This is a genomic window from Neorhizobium descurainiae, assembly GCF_051400715.1.
Lineage (GTDB): Bacteria > Pseudomonadota > Alphaproteobacteria > Rhizobiales > Rhizobiaceae > Neorhizobium.
This window is the reverse complement of sequence record NZ_JBLFFK010000057.1, coordinates 1-3696: the sequence shown is the minus strand read 5'-3', so window position 1 is coordinate 3696 and position 3696 is coordinate 1. Positions and strand designations below refer to the sequence as shown.

1 protein-coding gene and 2 pseudogenes are annotated in these 3696 nt (G+C 57.0%); 1 reads left to right on the top strand and 2 read right to left on the bottom strand.

Annotation, left to right across the window (positions count from 1 at the left end):
* Positions 1-375 precede the first annotated feature (375 nt).
* Entirely contained in the window at positions 376-2268 is a 1893-nt protein-coding gene (gene malQ, locus ACMGE0_RS33305; RefSeq protein ID WP_436820127.1) for a 4-alpha-glucanotransferase, read from the top strand.
* A gap of 366 nt (positions 2269-2634) precedes the next feature.
* On the opposite strand, the pseudogene ACMGE0_RS33300 reads toward malQ, so the two are convergent.
* Both ACMGE0_RS33300 and ACMGE0_RS33295 read right to left on the bottom strand, forming a co-directional pair.
* Positions 2635-3324, bottom strand: a pseudogene (locus ACMGE0_RS33300) (IS30 family transposase); the annotation flags it as partial.
* Positions 3314-3454, bottom strand: a pseudogene (locus tag ACMGE0_RS33295) (helix-turn-helix domain-containing protein); the annotation flags it as partial. The pseudogenes ACMGE0_RS33295 and ACMGE0_RS33300, both read right to left, overlap by 11 nt.
* Positions 3455-3696: the final 242 nt, after the last annotated feature.

The window sequence follows — 3696 nt, the reverse complement described above, 5'->3', positions numbered from 1 at the left end:
GACCATCGGTCCAGACGAGTGCACCAATTATCTTGTCAATGCCGGATACGCTTCAAATAAAACATGAAACGCTCTAGTCGCGTGCCAAGATACCGTTGAAACCTTTTGGTCGTGTTCGAGTTAGCCGCCTTACCCTTTCCAGACAAAGCGCACTTATCGTGCCCAAGGCAGGGCAATGGCTTTGGGTTGGATATTGATAGGCGAGGTGAGGCCTCACCTGTCGATGAACGTTTGGACAAGCAGCATCAATGAGCCCGCGGCCAGACGATACCAAACAGGTATTCGTCCTTTGAACCAGCGACAGCAGTCTCGCATGGACGGTGATCCGGAGCCCGAGACACGCTTGCTTGAGGCTAAAGAACGAGAGACCGAACTATGAAACGCGCAGAACTCGACGATTTGGCCCGCAAGCATGGGATTGGCCTCACTAGACCAAGTCCGGACCACGACGAGGTGCCGATTTCTAACGAAACCAAACGAAAAATTCTTGCCGCTCTGGGTATTGACCTGACGCCGAAGCAGAGCTCTGCTGGGACACGTGCGGCCAAGAGCCCCGCGAGGAAGAAGAAGAAGATCGCCAAATCGTATCTTCCCAAATTCCTGGAGAATAGCCGCGTCTGGGGGATCAGCCTGCAACTTTATGAATTGCGCTCGGAGCGCAATTGGGGGATAGGGGACTTCGAGGATCTTTCTCAGATGGTCGATCTCGTCGGGGCGTTAGGCGCCGATTTCATCGGTCTCAATCCGCTGCATGCACTCTTCGGCGCGGATCCCAGCCGCTGTAGCCCCTATGAACCGTCCAACCGCCGGCAGCTCAACCCTCTCTACATCGCCGTCGACAAGGTTCCTGGCTTTCTGAGCAACGCCGAGCTTGAAGGCCAGCTTGAAACACTGCGGCGAACCGATTTCGTCGACTATGTCCTGGTGGCCGACATCAAGCTCTCAGCGCTTCGCGGTCTTTGGCGATTATGGGGAAAAGCCGCGCAGGGCAAACCAGCCGACGAACAGCTCGATTTCAACAGCTTTGTCACGGCGGGAGGCGATGCATTGCGTCTTCATGCGCTTTTCGAGGCCATCTCTTTTGCGATGAGACAGCGCGGGATTGACGCGGGTTGGCAAGCTTGGCCGGCTGAGTATCAGGACCCCCACGGCCAGACTGCCGCCGAATTCGCCCGCGAGCATGCGGACGAAGTTCTCTTCCACGTGTGGCTGCAGTGGCTCGCCCACCGGCAGCTGATGGCCGCAGCAGACCGGGCCCGCAGTGCTGGTCTCCGGATCGGGCTATACCTCGACCTGGCTGTGGGCGAAGCCATTGATGGTTCGGCGACCTGGAGCGAGCGAGCTGCCTACATTTCGAAAGCGACTATCGGCAGTCCACCCGATCCACTCGCCATGGACGGCCAAGACTGGCACTTGGCTGCATTTCATCCTTCGATGGTCGCTTCGGGAAAAACGTCTCCCTACCGACGAATGGTGAGTGCCGCAATGCGTTATGCCGGCGCAATTCGTATCGATCACGCGGCGGCGCTCCGGCGCCTATTCTTGGTGCCGCTGGACAGCCGGCCGTGTAGCGGCGCCTACGTAAGCTATCCGCAGGACCACCTTCTGAAAATCCTTGCAGATGCCTCGGCTGATTATCAATGCTTGGTGATCGGAGAAGACCTTGGGAACCTGCCTGAGGGGCTGCAAGAGGATTTGGCAGAAGCCCGGATACTCTCTTATCGCATTCTCTCCTACGAGCGGGCCGAAAGCAGTTTCAAGACTGCTGATGTCTATCCGGCACTTGCGCTTGCGTGCATCTCGACCCACGATCACCAGACACTCGCAGGCTGGTGGCGAGGCGCCGATATCGAGATCCGCGCTGGGCATGGCATCGTTTCTCCTGAGGTTACGGAAAGACATATCGAAGAACGCAAACATCAGCGCAAGGACTTGAGGGAGGCGCTTGAAGAAGCAGGCGCAGAACCGCCGGAGCGACTTCCGCCAAAGACAGCAACCGAAAAAAAGCTCGAAGACCTAGTGGTCAGTGCCCACCGCTTTATCGCCAAAACGCCCTCCAGGCTTGCGGCTGTCCGCTTGGCCGACCTGACCGGCGAGAAGAGGCCGACCAATGTTCCCGGCACCAGCGATAGCTATCCCAACTGGAAGCCTAAGCTGTCGGTGTCACTTGAGGATTTGCCAGCAGTGCCGCTTCTTCAAAGGATCGCCAAGGTGATGCGGGAAGAACGATCCGAGGGCCTGGAGGCGGGCAGAAAAACGAAGGAGTGAACTCTTTACGCCCTTGCGAATATAGGCTCCGACCAAACCGCCCCTATGAAATTTGTAGGGGCAATGAAAGGAGGCTTGCACATCAGTCGACGAAGTCAAGAAGCTGTCCGAGTTGGAGTCTTGCCTTCTCCTCGACAGTGCAGACACAATCCGCTCGATCGCTATAGGTGGATAGCATGTCAACGATTTCGGCTCAGCGCACTTCCAGCCGTTTCTAACTCGCCGCATACATCCCCGCTGGTCCTTGCCGAACACCCGGTAGGGAACGGATGTCCCTTCCAGCGCACACCCAGCCTGCCGTCGGCAAGCGCGTAGGTCTCGACATAGCGATCGACCAGTCCGCGCGTCACCTCGTTTTTGGAGAACCTACTCCAGGTGCATCATGGCCGATCGCAGGGTAGGGGATCGGCCTGTTTCGCGCAAATGGGCGATGAAGACTTGGGCGGGTGTTTTGTATCCGAGGCATTTGCGTAGCTGAGAATTCAGAAGCCGGCAAATTCGGTGCCGCGGTCAAAGGCAAAGCTGCGACCGGCAAAAGATGGTAGCGGCGAGACGTTGATGATCTTGTCCATGATCGGCCGCGAGTGGCAACTGCGGTTCTTGATCAATACGGTGTAGCGGCTCTTGCGCTCGACGAGCGAAGTGATGTTGGCCAAGCTCGCGTTTGAAGATCAGCAGATCGTCATCCCAATGGCCGAGCTTGGAACGATCATCAACAAATCAGGTCGTTGCGAGATCCGGTAATCAAACGGAATGAGGCCGTCACGCTGTTTGCGGGATGCACGCGGCACGCGTCGGCAACGTCGCTCAGGCAGGTACTCGTAAAGGCCAGGCGGATAATCTTCCATGCAATGGATGAAGCGATAGCTCGTTTCCGAGCATATACGTACCGGGCTGACCCCATCTGTCAGCAGCCGGCTGGCAATCTGTTTCGGTGACCATTTGGCTTTCTATCGCTCCGATAATCAGGTCGCGCAGCAGTGGATGTCGTCTGGGCTTGCGCAGCCGTCGGCGGCGCTCCTTCGAGATGCAGTTGGCGAGCCCGCCGCAGTAGCCGATGGAACTGACTTCGACTAAGCCCGAGAAGCTCCGCAGCCTGGACGACGCTCAGGCGTTCATCACGAACCTTCTGGATGACTTCGAGGCGATGCAATTCTTTCTGCGACATGGTGATTAAACAGGACACGACGACTCCGACCGCTCATGGTCTCGACCAGGCTGAAGATCGTCACCAGGCTGAAGAATCGTCATCCTTGCTCCCAACGTTGGCTTTGACCAGTGCGTCGAGAGGCGAGACTGTCGCATCTCTAACTGGCTAATATGTCGCATCTCTAAAATGCCGCTACATCCAATGTGGGGGATGAGTTGGAATGTCCGCTTTTGCGCAAAGTAGAAATGTCACTTTTGCTGCCACACGGCATGACGACC